The organism is Oceanimonas sp. AH20CE76 (assembly GCF_039654065.1).
GTDB classification, from domain to species: Bacteria; Pseudomonadota; Gammaproteobacteria; order Enterobacterales; family Aeromonadaceae; genus Oceanimonas; species Oceanimonas smirnovii.
In genome coordinates this window covers 1,734,315-1,753,250 of record NZ_CP155481.1, presented here as the reverse complement: position 1 = coordinate 1,753,250, position 18,936 = coordinate 1,734,315, and the positions used below count along the sequence as shown (strand labels likewise).

Sequence of the window (18,936 nt, the reverse complement as noted above, 5' to 3'; positions counted from 1 at the left end):
TGACCAGCCGGAGCCTGAGCGTAATGCCAAAACTGTCGAGTGGATTACATAATGGGACTGCCTTTGCACATACACAGCGAGCCCTTTGCCGGCCCGGTGCGTGACTTTTTCTCTCCTCTGGCAAGCCAGCCCTGGTCGGTGCTGCTGGAGTCGGCCTCGCCGTTGGCCGGTGACAGCCGTTATCACATTATCAGTGCCGGGCCGGTGGCCACCCTGGTCACCAGAGGGAACAGCACCACCATTACCCATGCCAATGGCACAGAGCACAGCAGTGACTGCCCCTTTGCGTTGCTTAAAGCCTGGCAACAGCGGCTGCTGGGTGAGGTGACCTTACCAGAGGAACTGGCCCATCTGCCCTTTGCCGGTGGTGCCCTGGGGCTGTTTGGTTACGATCTGGGCCGGCGGCTGGAGCGTATTCCCGAGCGCGCCATTAACGAGCTGGCCACTCCCGATATGGCAGTAGGCCTGTATGACTGGGCTTGGGTGATAGACCGTAAAACCGAACAAGCTCATTTGCTGGTGCTGGGCGATGAGGCGGCACTGCAACGAAAGCTGGCCTGGTGGCGGGGCCTGAGTGCGCCAGAGGCTCGGGCCTTTAAGCTGGCCGGCCCCTGGCAGGCCAATCAGAGCCGTGAAGCATATGGCACCAACTTTAATAAAGTGCAGGACTATCTGGCCGCCGGTGACTGCTATCAGATAAATCTGACGGTGCGCTTTGATGCGCCTTTTGAAGGGAGCCCATGGACTGCCTATCAGGCGCTCAGTGAACATAATAAAGCGCCGTTTTCGGCGTTTATGATGCTGCCGGATACCACTGTTTTAAGTCTGTCGCCTGAGCGCTTTATTGCTCTGGAAGGCCAACAAATAGAAACCAAACCCATCAAGGGCACCCGGCCCAGAGGCCAAAACCCGCAGCAGGACCGGCAACTGGCCGAGGAGCTGGCCGCAGCGCCCAAAGACAGATCCGAGAATCTGATGATAGTGGACCTGCTGCGCAACGACATTGGCCGGGTCTGTGTGCCGGGCAGTGTCAGGGTGCCGTCGCTGTTTGCCATTGAGTCGTTTCCGGCGGTGCATCATCTGGTGTCCACCATTACCGGCGAGCTGAAACCCGGGCTCGGCGGCACCGATCTGCTGGCGGCGACCTTTCCCGGTGGGTCCATTACCGGTGCCCCCAAAATACGCGCCATGGAGATTATTGAAGAGCTGGAGCCGCACCGGCGCCATGGCTATTGCGGCAGTATCGGCTATATCAGTGCTCATGGCCGCATGGACACCAGCATTACTATTCGTACCCTGCTGGCAGAGCAGCACCGGCTTTACTGCTGGGCCGGCGGCGGCGTGGTGGCCGACTCTGAGCAGGCCAGCGAATATCAGGAGCTGTTCGATAAACTGGGCCGCATTTTACCCGTGCTGGAAAAGCTATGACCCTGGATGAGCTGATCACCCGCATTAATCTGCTGCCGCCACAGCCTGATGACGGCTGGCCCCGTCATGCCCGGCCCGCAGCGGTGCTGATGCCGGTGCTGGAAGGCCGGGAAGGGTTAGAGCTGGTGCTGACCCGGCGCAGCCGGCATTTGCGTCAGCATCCGGGGCAAATCAGTTTTCCCGGCGGCCGGGTAGATAAAGAAGATGCCAGCCTGTGGCACACGGCCCTGCGGGAAAGCGAAGAAGAGATTGGCCTGCCGCCGGCGCGCTGCCGGCAGCTGGCGCGGCTGCGAGCCCAGTACACCATTTCCGGTTTTGCGCTCACGCCCTTTGTGGGGCTGGTGGAGGGGCAGCCGGAGTTTGTGCTGAACCCCGATGAAGTGGACGAGCTCTACCGGATTCCGCTGGATTATCTGCTGGACTTGCGCCATCACCATGTGCTGAGCCAGCAGCGGCGGGGCAGGCTGCACCGAGTGGTGTTTATTCGCTGGAAAGGCCTGTGGGTGTGGGGCATTACCGCGTCTGTCATTCATCAGTTTGCCCATCAGGTGGCGCGCTGACCGGCGATCCTTATCACAAAGTCTATGTTTCTGCGTTGGTTTGTTAAAATGTTGTTGGGTTAAAGCTCAAATAAACCTACAATCGTTCAATAATAGTTGAGCGATTGCCGCTGGCGTCGCTGTTTCAAACGTTCAGTGTTCGGAGTTGCCATGATCAGCGTGTTTGACATCTTCAGTATCGGTATCGGCCCGTCATCTTCCCATACCGTAGGCCCCATGCGGGCGGCCCATGCCTTTGTGCAGGCCATGGCGGAGCAGGGCACCCTTACTCGTACCACACGAGTAGAAGTAGAGCTGTTTGGCTCTTTGGGCCAGACCGGCATTGGCCATGGCACCGGCAAGGCAGTGATCCTGGGGCTGGGCGGTTTTGATCCCGAATCCGTGGACGTAGACATGATCCCCGAGTTTCTGCAAACAGTAGAAGCCAGCCAGGAAATTGTGCTGAATCAGACTCATCCTGCCGCCTTTCCCCGCTCCGGTGCCATTGTGTTTCATCGCCGTAAAACCCTGCCGCTGCACAGCAACGGCATGACCTGCCGCGCTTTTGAGGGCGATAAGGTGCTGGCGGAGCAGTCTTACTACTCGATTGGCGGCGGTTTTATTGTGAAAGCGGAGGAGTTTGCCGACACCAAGGCGGCCGCCGTGGCCGAATCCAGCGCCAGGCCGGTGCCGTTTCCGTTTAAAAGCGGCAATGAGCTGCTGCAGCTGTGCCGGGAAAACGGCATGTCCATCAGTGGCCTTATGATGGAAAACGAAAAGGTAAACCGCAGTGAAGAAGAAGTGGTTGCCGGCCTGCGGGAGATCTGGGAGGTGATGAAGGCCTGCGTAAAACGAGGCTGTAAAACCGAAGGCATTTTGCCCGGTGGCCTCAAGGTAAAACGGCGCGCACCCTCTTTGCATCGCCGGCTGGTGAGCGAAGCCCATTACAATAAGGATCCCTTAAGCGTGATGGAGTGGGTGGATTTATTTGCGCTGGCGGTAAACGAGGAAAATGCCGCCGGTGGCCGGGTGGTGACGGCGCCCACCAACGGGGCCGCCGGCATTCTGCCTGCGGTGCTGCATTATTACGACAAGTTCGTGCAGCCGGTGGACGATGACGCTTTGGTGCAATATTTTCTTACTGCCGCGGCCATTGGCATTCTCTATAAGGAAAACGCCTCTATTTCGGGTGCCGAAGTCGGTTGCCAGGGCGAAGTGGGCGTGGCCTGCTCCATGGCTGCCGGTGCGCTGACTGCTGTGGTGGGCGGCACCATTGAATATGTTGAAAATGCCGCCGAAATTGGTATGGAGCACAACCTGGGCCTGACGTGCGATCCTGTGGGTGGTCTGGTGCAGGTGCCCTGCATAGAGCGCAATGCCATGGGCGCGGTAAAGGCCATTAATGCCAGCCGCCTGGCCCTGCGCGGCACCGGCGAGCACAAGGTGTCTCTCGACAAGGTGATTAAAACCATGCGCGACACCGGCAGAGACATGAAAACCAAATACAAGGAAACCGCCCGCGGCGGCCTGGCAGTGAACATTATTGAATGCTGATATCAAGCTATAAGCTATAAGCTGTCAGCGGTAAGTAACAAGAAGCCCGGTTTTTAACCGGGCTTCTTGTATGATGCTGGAGAGCTGCGGTGGGAGCTGTAGGTAGCTGCCACTTTAGTCGGCAGAACGTGCGCAGCATGTTTTTTCAATATAGTCGCTGCAGTTCTTGTGCGCCAGCTAAAGCGCCACCTACAAACAGCGCCACTTAAAGCTGATAGCTGACGGCTTCCAGCTCCCCGAAGGGGGTTATTTAATGCGCATGCCGGGCTGGGCACCGGTGTGCGGCTCCAGGATCCACAGATCCTTGCCGCCGGGGCCGGCGGCCAGCACCATGCCTTCACTCATGCCAAAGCGCATTTTGCGCGGGGCCAGGTTGGCCACCATAACGGTGAGTTTGCCTTCCAGATCTTCCGGGCTGTAGGCCGACTTGATGCCGGCAAACACCTGACGGCTTTCGCCACCCAGGTCCAGCTCCAGGCGCAGCAGCTTGTCGGCCTTGGGCACGGCTTCCGCTTTCTTGATCAGCGCCACCCGCAGGTCTACCTTGGCGAAGTCATCAAAGCTGATGGTGTCGCTGATGGGGTCGTCCGCCAGCGGGCCGGTGGGGGCTGCCTTGGCCTGCTCGGCGGCCAGATCTTCTTTGGACGCTTCCACCATGGCGTCTATCTTGTCAGATTCCATGCGGCTGAACAGCGCCTTGAACTTGGTCACTGTGTGGCCGGTAAGCGGCGCGCTCACGGCATTCCAGGTGAGCTCGGTGTTGAGGAAGGCTTCGGCGCGCTCGGCCAGCTTGGGCATCACCGGCTTCAGGTAGGTCATAAGCACCCGGAACAGGTTAATGCCCACAGAGCAGATGGCCTGCAGCTCGGCGTCTTTGCCTTCTTCCTTGGCCACCACCCAGGGTGCCTTGTCGTCCACGTAGCGGTTGGCCTTGTCGGCCAGCGCCATGATCTCGCGAATGGCACGGCCATATTCACGCTGTTCGTAAAATTGACCAATGCGCTCGGCAGCACCGGCAAATTCGGTATACAGCTCAGGCTCGGCACACTCGGCGGCCAGTTCACCGTTAAAGCGCTTGGCAATAAAGCCGGCATTGCGGGACGCCAGATTGACCAGCTTGTTGACCACATCGGCATTTACCCGGGCCACAAAGTCGCCCAGGTTCAGGTCGAGATCGTCAATGCGGCTGGTGAGCTTGGCGGCGTAGTAATAACGCAGGCACTCAGGGTCCAGATGATTAAGGTAAGTGTCGGCCTTGATAAAGGTGCCCTTGGATTTGGACATTTTGGCACCGTTTACCGTTACGTAGCCGTGCACAAAAATATTGGTGGGCTTGCGGAAACCGCTGCCGTCCAGCATGGCCGGCCAGAACAAGCTGTGGAAATAAACAATGTCCTTGCCGATAAAGTGATACAGCTCGGCCTCGCTGCCGGGCTTCCAGTAATCGTCAAAGCTCAGATCGCCGCGCTTGGCACAGTAGTTTTTGAACGAGCCCATATAGCCGATGGGGGCGTCCAGCCACACGTAAAAATATTTGCCCGGCGCATCGGGAATTTCAAAGCCGAAATAAGGGGCATCGCGGGTAATGTCCCACTGTTGCAGGCCGGATTCAAACCACTCTTCCAGCTTGTTGGCCATTTCTTCCTGCAGGGCACCGGAGCGGGTCCAGGCCTTGAGCATGCCCTCGAACTGAGGCAGATCAAAAAAGAAGTGCTCGGTATCTTTCATCACCGGAGTGGCACCCGACACCGCAGAGCGGGGGTTAATCAGCTCGGCGGGGGTGTAGGTGGCGGAGCAGACTTCACAGTTGTCGCCGTATTGGTCTTCCGCCTTGCAGCTGGGGCAGGTGCCTTTTACGAAACGATCGGGCAGAAACATGTTCTGCTCAGGATCGTACAGCTGAGAGATGGAGCGGCTTTCAATAAAGCCGTTTTCTTTCAGCCGGGTATAGATAAGCTCCGCAAACTCACGGTTTTCATCGCTGTGCGTGCTGTGATAGTTATCAAAGCCGATATTAAAGCGTTCAAAGTCGTGTTCATGCTCTTTTTTCACCGCGGCGATCATGTCTTCCGGGGTTACGCCCAGCTGTTTGGCCTTGAGCATGATGGGGGTGCCGTGGGCATCGTCGGCGCAGATAAAATGGACCTGATGGCCACGCATTCGTTGGTAACGAACCCAGATATCGGCCTGAATGTGCTCCAGCATATGACCAAGGTGAATTGAACCGTTGGCATAGGGGAGGGCGCAGGTAACGAGAATCTTACGTGGATCGGTAGCCATAATTTCCATTTTTGTAGAGTTGAGTTTACGGGACCCCGCATGTTACCCGAGTTTTTTGGCATATACACTCTTCAGCAACGTTTTACCTGCGCAGTGCTTTTGCTAAAGTGCTGTTACTCCTCTCATTTGGACCTAACTGAATGAATATTGAACCAATTCGGCAACGGTTAAGCCGCTTTCAGCCCGCATTCTGGGCGCAGGATCCGGTGTCTGCCGGTTTTGTACGCAGCATAACCTGTGAAGGCGATGTGTTAACCATTGCGCTTACGCTGCCTTTTGTGGGAGCGGACAAAGCCGGGCTTGAGAGCCTGAATGACGAGCTGTGCGCCATTGCCGGCGCAAAGCAGATTAACTGGCAGCTGCATACCGATGTGGCGTCTCTGGCTCATGCCAATGAAGCCAGGCCCATTGCCGGTGTGCGCAATATTATTGCGGTGTCGTCCGGCAAGGGCGGCGTGGGCAAGTCCACCACGGCAGTGAACCTGGCGCTGGCGCTGAGCCGGCTTGGGGCGAGAGTGGGCGTGCTGGATGCGGATGTGTACGGCCCTTCCATTCCCATGATGCTGGGTGTCACCGGCCAGCGCCCCGCCAGTGATGACGGCAAAACCATGAGTCCGATATCCGCTCATGGCGTAACAGCCAACAGCATTGGTTTTCTGGTGGGAGCCAACGACGCCACCATATGGCGCGGCCCCATGGCCAGCAAGGCACTGGAGCAGATATTGCGGGAAACCCGCTGGGGCGAGCTGGACTATCTGGTGGTTGACCTGCCCCCGGGCACCGGTGATATTCAGCTCACCATTGCCCAGCAGGTGCCTACCACCGCTGCTGTGGTGGTGACCACGCCCCAGAACGTGGCGCTGGCCGATGCGGTAAAAGGCATTAATATGTTCGGCAAGGTCAATATTCCGGTGCTGGGCGTGGTAGAGAACATGAGTTATCACCAGTGCAGCCAGTGCGGCTACAAGGAGTCTCTGTTTGGCGAAGGCGGTGGTGAGCATCTGTGCAGCGAGCATGGCGTGCCTTTGCTTGGCCAAATGCCGCTTAATGCCACTCTGTGTCAGCAAATGGATGCCGGCACGCCGGTAATGACGGTAGATCCGGAAGGTGAGGTGGCTGGCCGCTACCTCAATATGGCTGCCCGGCTGGCTGCCGGCCTGTATTTTACCGGCAAAACCGTGCCCACCACGCTCTACACCCGGCTGGTATAAGTATTAGTGCTGCTGGTGCGCCATGCGGGTGCACCGGCTTTTATTCAGGTTTCAGGAGTTGTCATGCGTCTTTGCGATCGGGACATTAAACAATATCTGGCCGAGGGCCGAATCAAGATTGATCCCGCCCCGGCAGAGGAGCGGATCAGTGGTGTGAGTGTGGATGTGCTGCTGGGCAACGCCTTTCGTGTGTTTCAGGATCATACCGCGCCCTACATTGACCTGAGCGGCCCCAAAGGGCAGGTGCAGGAGCAGATTAACCGGGTAATGAGTGATGAAATCATTATTGCAGACGGTGAAGCCTTCTTTCTGCACCCCGGCGAGCTGGCGCTGGCCGTTACTCACGAGTCGGTGACGCTGCCCGACGACATAGTGGGCTGGCTGGACGGCCGCTCTTCCCTGGCCCGCCTTGGCCTGATGGTGCACGTAACAGCGCACCGTATTGATCCGGGCTGGAGTGGCCGCATTGTGCTGGAGTTTTATAACAGCGGCAAACTGCCCCTGGCTCTGCGCCCTCAGATGGTGATTGGTGCCCTGAATTTTGAAACCATGTCGGGCCCTGCCGAGCGCCCCTACATGAGCCGCGCCAGCGCCAAATATAAATCTCAGCAAGGTGCCGATGCCAGCCGCATAAATCAGGACTGACCCCCTTCGGGGGAGCTGTAAGCTATAAGCCGTCAGCTTTAAGTAGTGTTGTTTTTACCGGGAACGGCCACTATTGGTTTTACACGCACAGAACGGGACAAAAATAATGAAAAAATGGCTATATGCCTTGGCGGCACTGGTGGTGCTGCTGCTATTGGGGGTCGTGGCGCTGACCCAACTGGTAGACACTGACAGAGTCAAACGCCTGCTGGTGGAGCAGACCCGGGAAAAAACCGGCCGTACTCTGGTCATAGAAGGAGACTTAAGCTGGCGCTTTTTTCCTTCGGTGGGGTTTACCCTGGGCAAAACATCGCTGCTTAACCCGCCCGGCTTTGAACAGGGCGCCACTCTCTCGGTGGGGGAAGTCAGCCTGGATGTGGCGCTCAAACCTTTGCTTGATAACCGGCTGGAAGTGGGTCAGGCCGTGCTCAGCAATGCCCGCCTGCACCTTATTACCCACAAAGATGGCAGCACCAACCTGGATGATCTGCGTAATCTGGGCCAAAAAAGTGCCGAACCCCAAACCGCGCCAGCTCCTGACGCACAGGCCAGCGAAGCCGGGCCCAAACGTGAGCTGCAGTTTGTCAGTCTGGCCGGTATAAAGGTAACCGATGCGGAAGTACTGCTCCAGGACGAACGTTCCGACACCCTCACTCGCCTTAACCGGGTAAATATCAGCCTTGACCAATTTGCGCCGGGACAGGAGGTGCCGCTGACGCTGTCCGGCAACCTGTTCTCCGATGAAGTACAGGCCAGTATTAACACCAGCGGAACACTCTGGCTGGCACCGGAATATGACCGGCTGCGTCTGGATAACCTGACACTGAACGCCGGCGTGACCGGCCGTGCTGTGCCCGGTAATAAAGCGCTGACGCTCAGCGGCAATCTGGCCTATGACATGACCAGCAAGCAGGCCGGTTTTACCAACGTCACTATGTCGGCAGGCTCTTTGACCCTGGATGGCGAGCTGCAGGTAGATCACGGCCCGGAAATTCCCGAGATTCGTTTTAATCTGCACACACCGCTGCTGGATCTGGAGCAGCTGAGTGCGGAGTGGAGCAGCGAGCAGGGCGGCAGTGACAGTGCGGCCACCAGCACAGATAATGCTTCGGCCAAGTTACCGCCTTCGGTGGCTGCCAGCGAGCCGGATCTGTCCATTCTCAACAAGCTCGATGTGCAAGGTACGCTCGCAGCCGATCTGCTTAACGTGCAGGGCATGGAAATGCAGGGCGTGTCTCTTGAGGTAAAAGTGCAGGACGGCAAGGCCACTGCCAGCGACATTAACGCCAGCCTGTATCAAGGCTCCCTGCAGGGCGAGGTGAGCCTGAATGCCAACCGTAACCCTGCAAGCTTTATGCTCAATACGCAGCTGCAAAACGTAAACGGCTTTGAACTGCTGAATGACGCCGCTGGTATTGACTCTCTCGAAGGCCGCGCCAGTGTGGCCCTGAATGTGGCCGGGCGCGGGCTGACCGAACGGGCCATTAAACAAAGTCTCACCGGTACCAGCCGGGTGGAATTTGCCGACGGTGCCCTGCGCGGGGTCAACATTGCCGCCATGATCCGCCGGGGCTATGCCCAGGTAAAGGGGCTGCCGGTGCCCAACGACAATGAGCCTCAGAAAACCGATTTCAGCGCCCTGACTGCCGACTTTGATATCGGCAAAGGTAAGGTCAGCACGCAAAACCTGAACCTGGCATCTCCGTTGCTGCGGGTAAAAGGCGAAGGTGAAACCAGCCTGCTGGACAGCACGCTCGATGTGCTGTTCAGCACCGCCATTGTAGGCACGCTCAAGGGCCAGGACGGTGAATCACTGGATGAGCTGAAAAATATTACCGTGCCCCTGCGGGTAAGCGGCACCTATCAGCAGCCGCGCTACACCCTGGATATGCAGCAGGTGTTTGACCTTTACCTGAAAGAAAAAGCCAGCAAGGAAGCCGAGCGGGTCAAGCGCAAGCTCAACGAAAAACTCGGCGACGAGCTTGGCGACAAAATCAACGAAAAACTGCCCGGTCTGTTTGACAAGCTGGGATTGTAACTACTCTGCCCGGCGGCAGCCGGGCTTTGTCTTTAAAAAGACAGGCCTTTTCCAATGGCGTCCAGCTCATGCAGCGGAAACGGCTGATTGGTATCCTCGTTATACTGCACATGCAGCTGGCGCAACCTGTGGGTATATAACGCCAGCGTTTGTGGCTCGTCCTGTGGCTGGCAAAAGACCACGCATATTTCTTCCGGACGCACCAGCTGACGAATGTTGCGGGCACTGTATTTGTGCTCTCCGTTGTCATGGCGCGATAGCCCGGCATTATGTTTGTGCGGGATCATGGTTTGCGCCGGAACCTTGAGGCCATAGAAGGTGCGGGACGCAGCTTCCCAGTCAAACAAACCGGATACATCCAATTGCTCTCCCTTATGAAAATGTAGCGGTATTCTGTGTTCATCTCTGTTTAGCCGCACCAGCCGGGTATTGGGCAGCTGGCTGGACGTGACAGTTTGATTAAGCAACTGAAGTTTATCAAAGGCCAGTTTATTGTTGGTGAGGCTTGCCCATTGCTGGCCGATATGACTGACGTTGGTTTGCACCAGGTTGGGGCCGTTTTTATCAATTTGTTGCAGTGCCTGCTCAAAGAAGCGTTCAAAGCGTTTATTGTTGTTATCGGCTTCAGTGCGCGAAAACGGTTCAAACTTGCCTGTCAGCACCGTTAATAACGCGGTTGCATAGGGCTGCCATTGCGGTGTGCCATCGGCTTGCGGCAAGGCGCATTCAAGGCAGTGGTTAACTACTCTGGCCGCCAGCGGCAGTGTGATGGCAGGCATGGTTTGGCCGGCGGTGATATGGCGGTTTTGTTGTATTACGGTCAGGGCCGCCGGTGCCGGATCTGTGTCATTCAGCCCGGCGGGAACCACCCCCAGCATACGCAAACAATCGCGCACCGCCATGGTGTATTTTTCAGCCGGCATCGTTTCTTCAATTAATATTACCTGGGGCAGAATATGATGCTTTGCCAGTGCCCGGCGGGAAAAAACGTAAGGGTCACAGGCTTTACCCCGCAAGCTGCTGTTCATTTCCAGCACAGCACAGGCAACGGAGCCGGAAGTGTCGAGGACGCTTCCAATATATTGCATCATGGTTTGTTCTGTTTGCCGGTTCAGTGTTTTTTGCCTGTCGTTGAGTATCTGCTTAATTTGAGACGGAGTGCGTCCTGTTTTTTCTTCTTCGCTCAGCTCGGCTGTGGGCAGTTGTTCACTCAAGGGGCCGGCCGCCAGAGAGACCAGGTTAATACACAAGCCATCGGGCCAGCGTAATTGAGTGTTTGTGCTGTTTTCAGGTTGGCCCAACAGTGTGATCAATTCATTCATCACCACAGAGCGCGTGTTTTCCTGTCGCTGAAATAAATACAGGGTCAGCTGCTGCAGGCCGGTTTCAAGATGGTTGAGCGTATCCAGCACCCGTTGGCGACGCAGCTGGCTGGCATTGTTTTCCCGAAAGGGTTTGTTCAGACGTTTTCTTTTTGTAACACGCTGCATGGTACCGGTCTGACAAAAGCCGGCCTGCTCCAGGTGCTGATTAAGGGAGTGAGTAATATCCATGCGGTCTGGCCAGCCCACTCCGGTGCCTCCGGCAAAAAAGCGATCTCCGGCACCATGGCTTAACCGGGGGAGTAACCAAATGCTCTGATCCTGAATAATGGGAACGATACACTCGCTTTGTTCGTGGTGCTTACTACCGGTCAGGCGGTTAATCAGCGCCAGAATACGGGCATCCTGTTTGTGCTTCCAGCGGGCTTCAATGCTTTTGTGGCTGCTGTGTTTTTCTTGCTGAGCATAGTATTTCAGCGAGGTATGCCGGTAGTTGCCGGCTTCATCCGGAATAAACATATCCATACTGCGGGCATTACCACCATAGGAAGACGGATAGTCAACCGGACCCCAGTTGCGAATGGACGGGCGAGCCAGCAGGTGAATGCCTTCACGTTCTGGAAAAGTGGCTGTTGTCAGGCTAATGGCCTCAGACCAGTAACAGTGCTTCTTTACCGAGTCCTGGCTTGGTGGAAAAGCCACCAGCTCCAGGCCATAAAATAACGAAGAAGAATGAGCGGTCACCGGAACAAAGGTTCTTGTTTCTCCCGATCGGAATGCCAGTGTTTTACCGCCCAATATATGATTGGCATAGCTCACCAGAGCATCAAAGGCGAGGGTATCTTTTGCCATGGCGCAGGCACCGGCATGCTGCTCTGTGGCCAGACTCACGTCTATGATGTGCCAGTTCTCATTGTGTTGCGCGCTAGCGGCAATCTCTGCACGCGCACTGCCCGGCTGTTTGTCATAAAGAATGCCAAGCCACAATGACAGTGCGCTGAACACGGCGTCACGCAGGGTGTTATCTTGTGTGCGGTCATTGAGAAAATACAGTTGCAGGTAGCCATCGATTTTGTTTCTTCTTACCATGGCCAGATCCGGCACCAGCAAGGCCAGCACTTCATCCAGTCCTTTCAGTGCCTGAGATGGCCAGGTTTTTGCGGAGCGGCTTTGAAGCCGGTGCCATTGCAATAGCATCTGATGAGCAGACATGGGCATGGTGAAGCAGGTAAGCGACAATGCATTGAATGATGCAGCTGGCGTCCAGGCGGCCAGCTGCAGGCTGTTAACTGAGATCGCCATATTGCAGTCCTTGTGTCTGTTTCAGGGCGAGATAAAAAGGCTCGTAAAGCAGCCGGGCTATGTCGTGCTCGTTAGGGTTACAGCGAGGATCCATGGCCTGTTGCAGTTGTTTGATCATTTGTACCAGTACGCTGGAGCCAGGTGTGTCGGGTTTATTGTCGATGCACTCAAAAGAATGAGGGGCAAACCGTTCATCCACAAAACCAACAAACACCGGGCAACCACCGCGAATGCCACGACCGGTGGTTTGCCAGAGCGGAGCCAGCAGGTTCCAGGCAAACTGCGCTTTGTAAGTGGCGGGAAGCCCTGAATACTGGCTGCGATAGTCCAGGCTGAGGCGCACAATGTGTGTGGCTTTATTGCGCATTCTTCGCGCTCTTTCTGCCAGTGGTGCGGTTTTGGACAGGTGCTCACTGCTCTGATTGATTTGGGCAATGGCAAAGCGGTTAAGCCGGCCGGTAACCGCCGACAGATCATCGGGACGGGGATGAGGGCGATGCAGAAAATAGATGCTTGAAATGGCCGCTTTATTAGCTGAGTTCAGTATGTTGTGGCCTCGGGAGACCACCTGCACGGGGGCCACCAGCACGGATTTTTCCGGCGTGTTGCCAAATTGCTCTATCAGTGAACGAGGCAGGGGGCGGGCCAGCTGGGGGCGTTGATCCGACGAGCTTTCATCTGCTTTATCTCTCACCAGGCAATAGACACGCCAGTCACCAAAACCGTTTTTATCCAGACATTGTCTGAGCTGATCTGCGGTGTGGGCCGCATCGGCATAAGAGTTGGTCACCAGTAATGTCCGCCGCCTGTTATGCAGCCATGACGCTCCCCATTGCTGCTCCAACCGCTGCCACTGTTGCTCAAGCAGCGTAATGCCATCGGCATTGGATGCCAGGCCATGAGCAATAAAGGTCAGATTATCCCGGCGTCTTTCGGGGCTGGTGCCCGATACCCTGACCTGTTGGCCAGTTTGGCGGGGCAAATGAACCAGCGCAAAGGTAGAGTGTGCAATGGCGTCCAGCTCAGCGTTGGGCTGCAGCAAAATGCCCTTTACCGGCACCTGTACATCGAACACCGGAGATGCATTATCGGTATGGCTGCCACCTGCCCAGCTGGTGCCCGACAGCATGAGCACATTGGGGCCGACTTGCCCTTCGGCCGCAAGCAACTGATGCAAGTGAGTCAGCAAATATCTGCCTACTCCCAGATGGTTGATCAGGGTGAGTTGTCCTCCCTGACGGTCGAACTTATCCTGGCCGGGCTCGTCGTATAACAGCCCAAAAATGGCACCGGACGGGTTCATGGGCAACAGGCTGCGATAATGCCGAATAAGATGATTGGCCTTGGTAAACAGCTCTTCGTCGTTCAGGCCAAAGTCCTCGGCCACCGCCGGCTGAGCCTTGATCAGCCAGTTATAATAAGACAGTGCCAGTTCGGCAATCACAGCCAGTAACAAGCGCAGCGCATTTTCTCTTCGTGTGACCACAGACTGGCTGGCGGGCAGGCAGAACACGGCCAGCTCGGTATTCAGCAGTAACTCTATTTGTGTGGTCAGATCTTCAACGTGATCGTGCAGCAATACATCTTTGGCAATGGCCTGCAATGCATGGGCGGCTTGTTCATAGCCGGTATCTGTAAATAAAAACGATGGCTGCCGTGATGCCATGGTGCTGGTATTAATGGGCAGTGCTGAAGAAATGGCTGATGCTACCTGAATAATCTGCTGAAAGTCCTGCTCGGCCTGCTGTTGGTGGCCGGCGGTATTTTTGACAGGGTTAATCTCGCGCCAGAGGCCATACAGCAGGCCGGCGGCGGTAAAGGGAGTGTTCTGGTAGACCTTGCACAGGCTGGCGCGTTCGCGTTGCAGCAGCGCATAAAGCGTGCCGATTAACCTGGAAAATACGTGGAAGTTGTTATGCCAGCGGGTTGCAGTGGCGTTGCGATACTGCAGGCCACTTTTTTCCCTGATTTTTTCTGAAGTTCGCATGCCAATAACAGGAATATACACATCCGGGGCGCTGCCCATAATGGCGGTGCTGGGCACAAAGGCGTTATCCAGACTTGCCTGAACAGCATCTGCCTCATCCACAATGACCAAATCAATATCATATTGCAGTAGTTCCGGCAGGGTCAGATGCTCTGCCCGGGTCCATTTATCCGGGCTCATATATGCAAATGCTGCCGATGTCATGATCAGTACCTGGGCGGTTGTCGCATCACGCTGCTGCGATTGTGCCGGACACTGGGCCCATAACGGGCAGGAATGTGCTTTACCGTCCTGTTGCTGTGACTGGACAGCAGAGATTTTTTCGTGATCAGAAAGCGTTGTTTGTCGCAGGTTATGGCAAGGCTTTTCACTAAAATCGGGAAAGCGGCGGCTGCGTTCTCCGCGCACCACGGGGGGAGACTCAGGCTGCATGCCGTCCAGCGGGCAAGACACGCTGAAACTGGAGGCAAGATCTCCCAGGGAGGATATGGCCCAGCCGGTATGTCGCTGGCCTTGCTGCCAGTGAATAGCATCCAGGTGCGTTTCACGCCGGCGCAGGCTGGATAATACAGTAGCGCGAATGCCGTGCCGTTTCAGCCTTGAGGAAAGCGTGGCACCCTGAATAGTGTCATTTACTATCATGGCAATACGCTTTGGCTGCTGCCCTTTGGTCAGGGCAAACAATAACGCCATTACCAGCGTTGACTTTCCTGATGACAACATACCTACCAGATGTGTGCTCCCGTTAAGGGTGATAGTGTCGCCATCAAAAAAATCATTCGACAGGCTTTTAAGGTTGAGTGTTTGCTGCAGACGTTGCTCGAGCCGAAGGGGCGGCAAACTGGCTGGCCAGTCGGGCTGGCGTTCGGTGCTATCTATGTCTTTGGCGGCGGCTATCAGCTCGCTTAACTTAATGCGAACAGGTTGGCGTTCATGGCGGGGAGACAGTGCGTGTTGCTGAACAGAGCCCGCGGTTATGTTTGTCACCGGAATTTGATAGGAATATACCGTATTACCATTATTTACTTTGACTCTGGCGCTGCCGGGAGAGGCCAGTTTGATGTCTCGTATTACCCAGGGTACGGCACCTGCCAGGGTCTGGTGCAGCAAGGTCAGCACTCGGGGGTGAGCAAACTGTTTAAGTGTGGGCTTGTTCTCCGTGATATCAAAGCTGCGCAGTGTGGCGGGCTGTTCACGGTAGTGGCGACAGTTATCGGACCATACCGCCACCGAGCCGAAGCGGCCACATAAATGACGCAGGTTACACAGCGCATTGGCCAGTGCCGGGTGAGCGGTGGCACCGGCAACCAGCGAAGGGTAGCCCAGCATCAGAGCGGGTACGGCGGTAATATCCTGCTCTGGCAAGTACTCGCTCAGCACCACAAAACACAGCTCGGTGAGGGCCAGGGTACGTAAATGATGCTGATTAAGTCTGGCAGCTGCGGGCTCGGTGAGCGCCAGTGCGTTGCAGTACTCATCAATAAACTGCAGATCAGTTCTCATCAAGTGTCCTCCAGGCTGGCCAGTAGTCCGGAGACAGTGCTGAGTGTGACCCGCTGTTTGCCGTAGCTTGATCTGAAAGCGTTGAACCGTGCTTCAAACCGACTGTCTGTTTCCAGCAAATAGTCAGGGATCACCAGATAACACTCATGGGTGCCGGTATATTCCTTGAATCCATTAAAACGGGCTGCCAGCTTCTGTGCTGAAAAGTAGTCCTTTACATCAACCGCTATCTTGCGGCCGCGAGGGGAGCATGCCAGCAGATCCATTCTGTCCAGACCCGGCCACAATGTGACCTGCCAGCCCATGTTTTCCAGCCCTTGTGCCAGCGCCAGCTCGGCTCGCCCCGGCAATGCCCAGAAGGTTCTGAACGGACGACGCAGATACATCATGCCGGGGTGGTAGGGCTTTGAGTCATGACAGCCGCTGCCGGCAAGGCGAATGGCCTCTGGTTCCCGGCATTCGGTGCTAAAGCTGAGCGTGTCTCCGGTATGGTTTTTCAGGCACAAAATGGTACCCGAGATACTGCATAGAGGAAGCTTGCCCTGCAGGCACATTGAAGCGTGTACTGGCTGATAAAACGTGTTGATCATCTGAGCCACTTCGTTTGTGTTAACCAGATCCGGGTGAGTGATCAGCACTCTTGCCGCATCAATAAGCGGGTGTTCAATCAGTATGCGTCGCCAGGTGCGATAGAGCTGCTCACCATCAGCTTGCGCTTTGCACAGACGTATTAACGCTGCAAACCCCTGATTCTCTTCCAGCTCCTGCTCAGGGTTATGCCCCTCTACCGCCAGGCTGCGGCATGCAATGGAAATACCTGAGTCTTCCAGCAGACAGGCGCTGAAAAAGGTGTGTTCTTCATCCCAGCTCATATCGCTGACCCACTCGTACAGGGGCTGCTGTGCCCGAGTAATGAGTTGTTGCAGATCCGTAGGCCAATGTATGGTGTTTGTGCCGATGTTATGGGCTGCAGAAAGGCTGAATGCCCGTATTAACAATGGCGGGTAGGGGGCATTCAGATAACCCTGCTCGTCTATTAAGTCCTGTATTTGAACCAGAGCAGAGGCATAAATGCGCACCAGTTGCTCTGTGTTAATGACTGAGGGGGAAGGGCCACTGAGCTGTTCCAGCCGTTGCTGAATATCACTTGGTATCGCCGAGTCTCCGTTGAGGTAGCGATACAAGGTGGCCCTGCTGATTTGCAATGCCCGGGCACAGGCGGATTTCCAGCGACGACCATGGCCGAGCTGCTCGGCAAACAGCTGCTGGCATTGCTCGGCAAAGATTAAGTGGGTGGAAGCCATCACGCTCAACTGTTTCAAGTGTTGAGCGTTAAAGGCTAGTGTATCAAGTGTATCAGCGCCAGTTTATCGGCTAATCCAAATCTGCCGCACTGTGGCGCTCTTCCAGCTGTTCGCTTTCATCGCCCCAGGTGCGGTTTACCCGTCGGCCGCGCTGTACCGCAGGGCGGGCATCAATGGCTCTGGCCCAGCGCAGCACGTTGGGGTAATCGGACACCGACAGAAACTCGGCGGCATCGTACAGCCGGCCCAGCACCAGGGCACCATACCAGGGCCAGATGGCAATGTCGGCAATGCTGTAGTGGTCGCCGGCAATATAGGGCCGGTCGGCCAGCTGCCGCTCCAGCACATCGAGCTGGCGTTTGGCTTCCATGGCAAAGCGGTTAATGGGGTATTCCAGTTTTTCCGGCGCATAGGCGTAGAAGTGGCCAAAACCACCACCCAGGTAGGGGGCCGAGCCCATCTGCCAGAACAGCCAGTTCATCACCTCGGTCTTTTGCGCTGGATCTTCGGGCAGCAGAGCGCCGAACTTTTCTGCCAGATACAGCAGAATGGAGCCGGACTCAAACACCCGCACTGGCTTGTTTGTGCTGTTATCCAGCAGCGCCGGTATCTTGGAGTTGGGGTTCACCGCCACAAAGCCGGAGGAAAACTGATCGCCCTCGCCAATGCGGATCAGCCAGGCGTCATATTCGGCACCGCTGTGGCCCAGCGCCAGCAGCTCTTCCAGCATAATGGTCACCTTAACGCCATTGGGCGTGGCGAGCGAATACAGCTGCAGCGGATGCTGGCCCACGGGCAGGGCTTTATCATGGGTGGGGCCGGCCACCGGGCGGTTGATATTGGCAAATTCACCGCCGTTGGCGGTATCCCAGGTCCAGACAGCAGGGGGCGTGTAGGGCGTTGTCATGCTCAATTTCTCCTGTTGAATTAGCGAGTAAGGTCACTTCTGCATTGACGTTACCATATTGCATTCCAGTAACAGGTGTCCATGTTTTACATATATGGTAAAAAGAATATGTAATTTATTGTATATGCATTTATTCGCATGTAAGGTATTCCCATCTCTCGACCAAAACAATAACAAGGCAATACCATAATGAAGCCCACTTTTGAGCATTTACCCAACCTGGACGCTGAGCAGTTTCAGCTGCCCGACAGCAAGGCGCTGGCAGTGACCGGAGAGCAGCATGCGCCCAGAATATTGCTGCTGTACGGATCGTTACGCCAACGCTCTTTCAGCCGTCTGGTCACCGAAGAAGCCGGCCGGCTGCTGCAGCAAATGGGAGCAGAGATTCGTATTTTTAATCCTGAAGGTTTGCCCTTGCCGGACGGCGCAGACGAGCAGCACCCCAAGGTACAAGAGCTGCGCGAGCTGGTGCAGTGGAGTGAGGGCATGGTGTGGTGCTCGCCGGAGCGTCATGGTGCCATGACCTCGGTAATGAAGGCCCAGATAGACTGGATTCCGCTGAGCCTGGGGGCGGTGCGGCCCACTCAGGGCAAAACCCTGGCGGTAATGCAGGTCTGCGGCGGCTCCCAGAGTTTTAATACCGTTAACCAGATGCGGGTTCTGGGGCGCTGGATGCGCATGATCACCATTCCCAATCAGTCATCGGTGGCCAAGGCCTATCTGGAATTTGATGACAATGACCGAATGAAGCCCTCGGCCTACTACAACCGCATTGTGGATGTGATGGAAGAGCTGGTGAAATTCACCCTGCTTACCCGGGGTTGCAGTGACTATCTGACCAACCGCTATTCCGAGCGGGTAGAAAGTGCCGAGCAACTGTCTGCACGAGTGGATCAGCGTTCAATTTAAGGAGCGG

The 18,936-nt window shown here is 56.0% G+C and carries 12 protein-coding genes; 7 read left to right on the top strand and 5 right to left on the bottom strand.

Annotation, left to right across the window (positions count from 1 at the left end; genetic code table 11):
- Positions 1-51 precede the first annotated feature (51 nt).
- The 3 genes from pabB (at position 52) to N2M06_RS08510 (ending at position 3,521) form a co-directional block, all read left to right on the top strand.
- The gene (gene pabB, locus N2M06_RS08520) at positions 52-1,428 is read left to right on the top strand and encodes an aminodeoxychorismate synthase component I (RefSeq protein WP_346350541.1); all 1,377 of its coding nucleotides are present in this window, start codon (positions 52-54) and stop codon (positions 1,426-1,428) included.
- Positions 1,425-1,988: a CoA pyrophosphatase gene (locus N2M06_RS08515; RefSeq protein ID WP_346350540.1), complete on the top strand. Its 564-nt coding sequence runs from the start codon at positions 1,425-1,427 to the stop codon at positions 1,986-1,988. Before pabB ends, N2M06_RS08515 begins: the two co-directional genes overlap by 4 nt.
- A gap of 150 nt (positions 1,989-2,138) precedes the next feature.
- Entirely contained in the window at positions 2,139-3,521 is a 1,383-nt protein-coding gene (locus N2M06_RS08510; protein WP_317075561.1) for an L-serine ammonia-lyase, read from the top strand.
- A gap of 246 nt (positions 3,522-3,767) precedes the next feature.
- Here the strand turns inward: N2M06_RS08510 and metG are convergent, their stop codons facing one another.
- Positions 3,768-5,801: a methionine--tRNA ligase gene (metG, locus tag N2M06_RS08505; protein ID WP_346350539.1), complete on the bottom strand. Its 2,034-nt coding sequence runs from the start codon at positions 5,799-5,801 to the stop codon at positions 3,768-3,770.
- 140 nt (positions 5,802-5,941) lie between these two features.
- On the opposite strand from metG, the gene apbC reads away from it, so the two are divergent.
- From apbC to N2M06_RS08490, 3 genes are all read left to right on the top strand, one after another.
- Positions 5,942-7,012 carry an iron-sulfur cluster carrier protein ApbC gene (gene apbC, locus N2M06_RS08500; protein ID WP_346350538.1) on the top strand — a complete coding sequence of 357 codons (1,071 nt, stop codon included), beginning with the start codon at positions 5,942-5,944 and terminating at the stop codon, positions 7,010-7,012.
- A gap of 63 nt (positions 7,013-7,075) precedes the next feature.
- Positions 7,076-7,657 (top strand): dCTP deaminase, encoded by a 582-nt coding sequence (gene dcd / locus N2M06_RS08495; protein WP_019933773.1) that lies wholly within the window; start codon positions 7,076-7,078, stop codon positions 7,655-7,657.
- 106 nt (positions 7,658-7,763) lie between these two features.
- The gene (locus tag N2M06_RS08490) at positions 7,764-9,695 is read left to right on the top strand and encodes an AsmA family protein (RefSeq protein ID WP_346350537.1); all 1,932 of its coding nucleotides are present in this window, start codon (positions 7,764-7,766) and stop codon (positions 9,693-9,695) included.
- A gap of 32 nt (positions 9,696-9,727) precedes the next feature.
- Here the strand turns inward: N2M06_RS08490 and N2M06_RS08485 are convergent, their stop codons facing one another.
- The 4 genes from N2M06_RS08485 to yghU form a co-directional block, all read right to left on the bottom strand.
- Positions 9,728-12,319, bottom strand: a complete 2,592-nt coding sequence (locus N2M06_RS08485) for a DUF3962 domain-containing protein (RefSeq protein WP_346350536.1) — start codon at positions 12,317-12,319, stop codon at positions 9,728-9,730.
- Entirely contained in the window at positions 12,303-15,809 is a 3,507-nt protein-coding gene (locus tag N2M06_RS08480; protein ID WP_346350535.1) for a hypothetical protein, read from the bottom strand. The genes N2M06_RS08485 and N2M06_RS08480 overlap by 17 nt, the downstream gene beginning before the upstream one ends.
- Positions 15,809-17,113, bottom strand: coding sequence for a hypothetical protein (locus N2M06_RS08475; protein WP_346350534.1), 1,305 nt, complete (start codon positions 17,111-17,113; stop codon positions 15,809-15,811). Before N2M06_RS08475 ends, N2M06_RS08480 begins: the two co-directional genes overlap by 1 nt.
- Before the next feature lie 70 nt (positions 17,114-17,183).
- Entirely contained in the window at positions 17,184-18,020 is an 837-nt protein-coding gene (gene yghU, locus N2M06_RS08470; protein ID WP_346350533.1) for a glutathione-dependent disulfide-bond oxidoreductase, read from the bottom strand.
- Between the two features lie 189 nt (positions 18,021-18,209).
- Here yghU and arsH point away from each other — a divergent pair, with 189 nt between their 5' ends.
- The gene (gene arsH / locus N2M06_RS08465) at positions 18,210-18,929 is read left to right on the top strand and encodes an arsenical resistance protein ArsH (protein WP_346350532.1); all 720 of its coding nucleotides are present in this window, start codon (positions 18,210-18,212) and stop codon (positions 18,927-18,929) included.
- The last annotated feature ends 7 nt before the right edge of the window (positions 18,930-18,936 follow it).